3 protein-coding genes and 1 pseudogene are annotated in these 2,937 nt (G+C 74.2%); 2 read left to right on the top strand and 2 right to left on the bottom strand.

Translation table 11 applies throughout. The annotated features are described in order from the left end of the window. Both HYE82_RS35590 and serC read right to left on the bottom strand, forming a co-directional pair. A partial coding sequence (locus HYE82_RS35590) for a sacsin N-terminal ATP-binding-like domain-containing protein (protein WP_369009825.1) occupies window positions 1–1,052 on the bottom strand: 1,052 nt, incomplete at its 3' end. A 93-nt stretch (window positions 1,053–1,145) separates the two neighbouring features. Further along, the gene (serC, locus tag HYE82_RS35585; RefSeq protein WP_179178363.1) at window positions 1,146–2,264 is read right to left on the bottom strand and encodes a phosphoserine transaminase; all 1,119 of its coding nucleotides are present in this window, start codon (window positions 2,262–2,264) and stop codon (window positions 1,146–1,148) included. 84 nt (window positions 2,265–2,348) lie between these two features. Between serC and HYE82_RS35580 the strand changes: the two are divergent. Together HYE82_RS35580 and HYE82_RS35575 are read left to right on the top strand one after the other, a co-directional pair. Continuing rightward, a pseudogene (locus tag HYE82_RS35580) lies at window positions 2,349–2,594 on the top strand (FAD-binding protein); the annotation flags it as partial. A gap of 71 nt (window positions 2,595–2,665) precedes the next feature. Next, window positions 2,666–2,848: an FAD-binding protein gene (locus tag HYE82_RS35575; protein WP_256988166.1), complete on the top strand. Its 183-nt coding sequence runs from the start codon at window positions 2,666–2,668 to the stop codon at window positions 2,846–2,848. Window positions 2,849–2,937: the final 89 nt, after the last annotated feature.

Here is a 2,937-nt window from a genome sequence, read left to right as displayed (position 1 = left end):
GTCGCGATGAGCAGGGCGGGGATGCCGAGGGGTTCGTCGGTCGGGGTCGGGGCGTGGACGACGGGCGCGGTGGCGGGGCGTACGGGCGCGCCCGCGGCGTCGACGGGCACGGCCCAGGAAACGGTCCAGGCGGGCCGCAGCCGCTCCTCGACGGGCCGGTCGGCGAGCAGGGCGGGCTCGATGGGGCCGGTGTGGCGGACGGTGCGCCAGCGGCGGGTCTGCTCGGCGGTGCCGGGAGCTGCGAGCGTGCCGGCGGCGTCGCGGGAGTCCTCGATGACGGTGTACGGGCCCTCGGCGGTGCGGCGCAGCGTACGGGTGCCCCCGGCCGGGGTGTCGACGGTGATCTCGTGCAGGCCGGGCAGGGTGAGCAGCAGCGCGTCGTCGATGCCGGCCAGCAGCCGCTGCACCAGGTCCTCGGCGGCGGGGTCGCGCAGCGGGAGGACGACGACGGTGTCGTACCCCTCGGGGGCGGTGCCCTCGGCGGGCAGCGGCAGGCGCAGCAGGGGGACGTGGCCGTCGCGGCGGCGCAGTTCGTCGCCGAGGCCGGGGCTGAAGGCGGCGGCCTCCCGGGCCAGCTCGCGGGCCTCCGCCAGGGACCAGCGCACGCCGCCGTGCCGGCCGAGGACGGCGGGCTCGTCGGACACGGCGAGTACGGCGGCGAAGCCGACGCCGAAGCGGCCGACGGTGTCGCCGGAGGAGGTGGACTCCCGCTTGGCGGAGGCACGCAGGGTGCTCAGCGACTCGACGCCGGTGGCGTCGAGGGGGGCGCCGGTGTTGGCGGCGGCGAGGACCGGCGGTTCGCCGTTCCCGGCGTGCAGGGTCAGGCGGAGCCGACCGGGCACGCCCGCGCGGGCGGCGGCGTCGGCGGCGTTCTGGGCGAGTTCGACGACGAGCCGGTCGCGGTAGCCGCCGAGGGCCAGGTCCTCCTCGGCGTTGGCGTCCTCGCGGAAGCGGGACGGGCCCGCCGCCCAGGAATCGATGACCCCGCGCCGCAGCCGGGCCGTGCCGAAGGGGTCCGTGCCGTCCTGCGCCGCCGTCACTCGCACGCTCACGCCGCTTCCTCCAAGAATTGCCGAGGTCTTGAAGGTATCGCGTGCGGCGCCCGCCCTCTCCCGACACCGGGGCGGGGCGGGCGCCGCGACGGATCAGAGGTTCTCGATGACGTGGTCGATGCAGGCGGTGAGGGCCTGGACGTCGGCCGGATCGACCGCCGGGAACATCGCGATGCGCAGCTGGTTGCGGCCGAGCTTGCGGTACGGCTCGGTGTCCACGATGCCGTTGGCGCGCAGCACCTTGGCGACGGCGGCCGCGTCGATGTCGTCCGTGAAGTCGATCGTGCCGATGACGGAGGACCGCTTGTCGGCGTCCACGACGAACGGGGTCGCGTACTTCGATGCCTCCGCCCAGCCGTACAGGGTGCGCGCGCTGGCCGCCGTACGGGCGGTCGCCCACTCCAGACCGCCCTGGCCGTTGATCCACTCCAGCTGCTGGTTCAGCAGGAAGAGCGTGGACAGCGACGGGGTGTTGTACGTCTGGTTCTTCAGCGAGTTGTCGATCGCCGTCGGCAGTGAGAAGAACTCCGGGATGTGCCGGCCGGACGCGTGGACGCGCGCCGCCCGCTCCAAGGCCGCCGGGGAGAACGCCGCGAGCCACAGGCCGCCTTCGGAGGCGAAGGACTTCTGCGGGGCGAAGTAGTAGACGTCGGTCTCGGTGATGTCGACGGGCAGGCCGCCAGCGCCGGAGGTCGCGTCCACCAGTACGAGCGAGCCGGCGTCGGCGCCCGCGACACGCTTGATCGGCGCCGCGACACCCGTCGAGGTCTCGTTGTGGGTGTACGCGTACACGTCCACGCCCGCCTCGGCGACCGGGTCGGGGTGCGTGCCCGGCTCGGAGGAGATCACGGACGGCTCGTCCAGCCACGGGGCGAGCTTGGCGGCCTTGGCGAACTTGGACGAGAACTCGCCGAACGTGAGGTGCTGGGACTTCCGCTCGATGAGACCGGCGGTCGCGATGTCCCAGAAGGCGGTGGAGCCGCCGTTGCCCAGGACCACCTCGTAGCCCTCGGGCAGCGAGAACAGGTCGCGGATGCCCTGGCGGACGGAGCCGACCAGGTTCTTGACCGGGGCCTGGCGGTGGGAGGTGCCGAGCAGGGAGGTACCGGTGGCGGCGAGGGCGTCCAGCGCCTCGGTCCGCACCTTGGAGGGGCCCGCGCCGAAGCGTCCGTCGGCGGGCTTGATGTCAGCGGGAATCTGGATCTCAGCCACGAGCGGAGAGTATCGGGTCGGAGACGGTGAGCCCGAGGCGCGTCCACCCGATGAGACGGACGGGACCGGTGGGAAGGTGGGCACGTGAGCGACTCCGGGGACCTCGAACGGACATTGCGGGACGGACTGAGCGGGGAGGTGGACTTCGGGGCCGCCGCACGGGCGTTGGTGACGATGGACGCCTCCAACTACCGGCGCGTCCCGCTCGGTGTGGTCGCCCCGCGCGACACCGCCGACGTGGCGGCCGCCCTGCGGATCTGCGCCGCGGCCGGGGTGCCCGTCGTACCGCGCGGCGGGGGCACCTCCATCGCGGGCCAGGCCACGGGGACCTCGAACGGACATTGCGGGACGGACTGAGCGGGGAGGTGGACTTCGGGGCCGCCGCACGGGCGTTGGTGACGATGGACGCCTCCAACTACCGGCGCGTCCCGCTCGGTGTGGTCGCCCCGCGCGACACCGCCGACGTGGCGGCCGCCCTGCGGATCTGCGCCGCGGCCGGGGTGCCCGTCGTACCGCGCGGCGGGGGCACCTCCATCGCGGGCCAGGCTCCGGGGACCTCGAACGGACATTGCGGGACGGACTGAGCGGGGAGGTGGACTTCGGGGCCGCCGCACGGGCGTTGGTGACGATGGACGCCTCCAACTACCGGCGCGTCCCGCTCGGTGTGGTCGCC

The organism is Streptomyces sp. BR123 (assembly GCF_013401435.1).
Classification (GTDB): Bacteria; Actinomycetota; Actinomycetes; order Streptomycetales; family Streptomycetaceae; genus Streptomyces.
The sequence above is the reverse complement of the archived record's forward strand: the minus strand, read 5'-3'. Positions and strand labels throughout refer to the sequence as shown.

Excerpts from the sequence above, each read along its gene's own strand:
- HYE82_RS35575 (WP_256988166.1), top strand. The coding sequence starts at position 2,666 with ATGGACGCCTCCAACTACCGGCGCGTCCCGCTCGGTGTGGTCGCCCCG.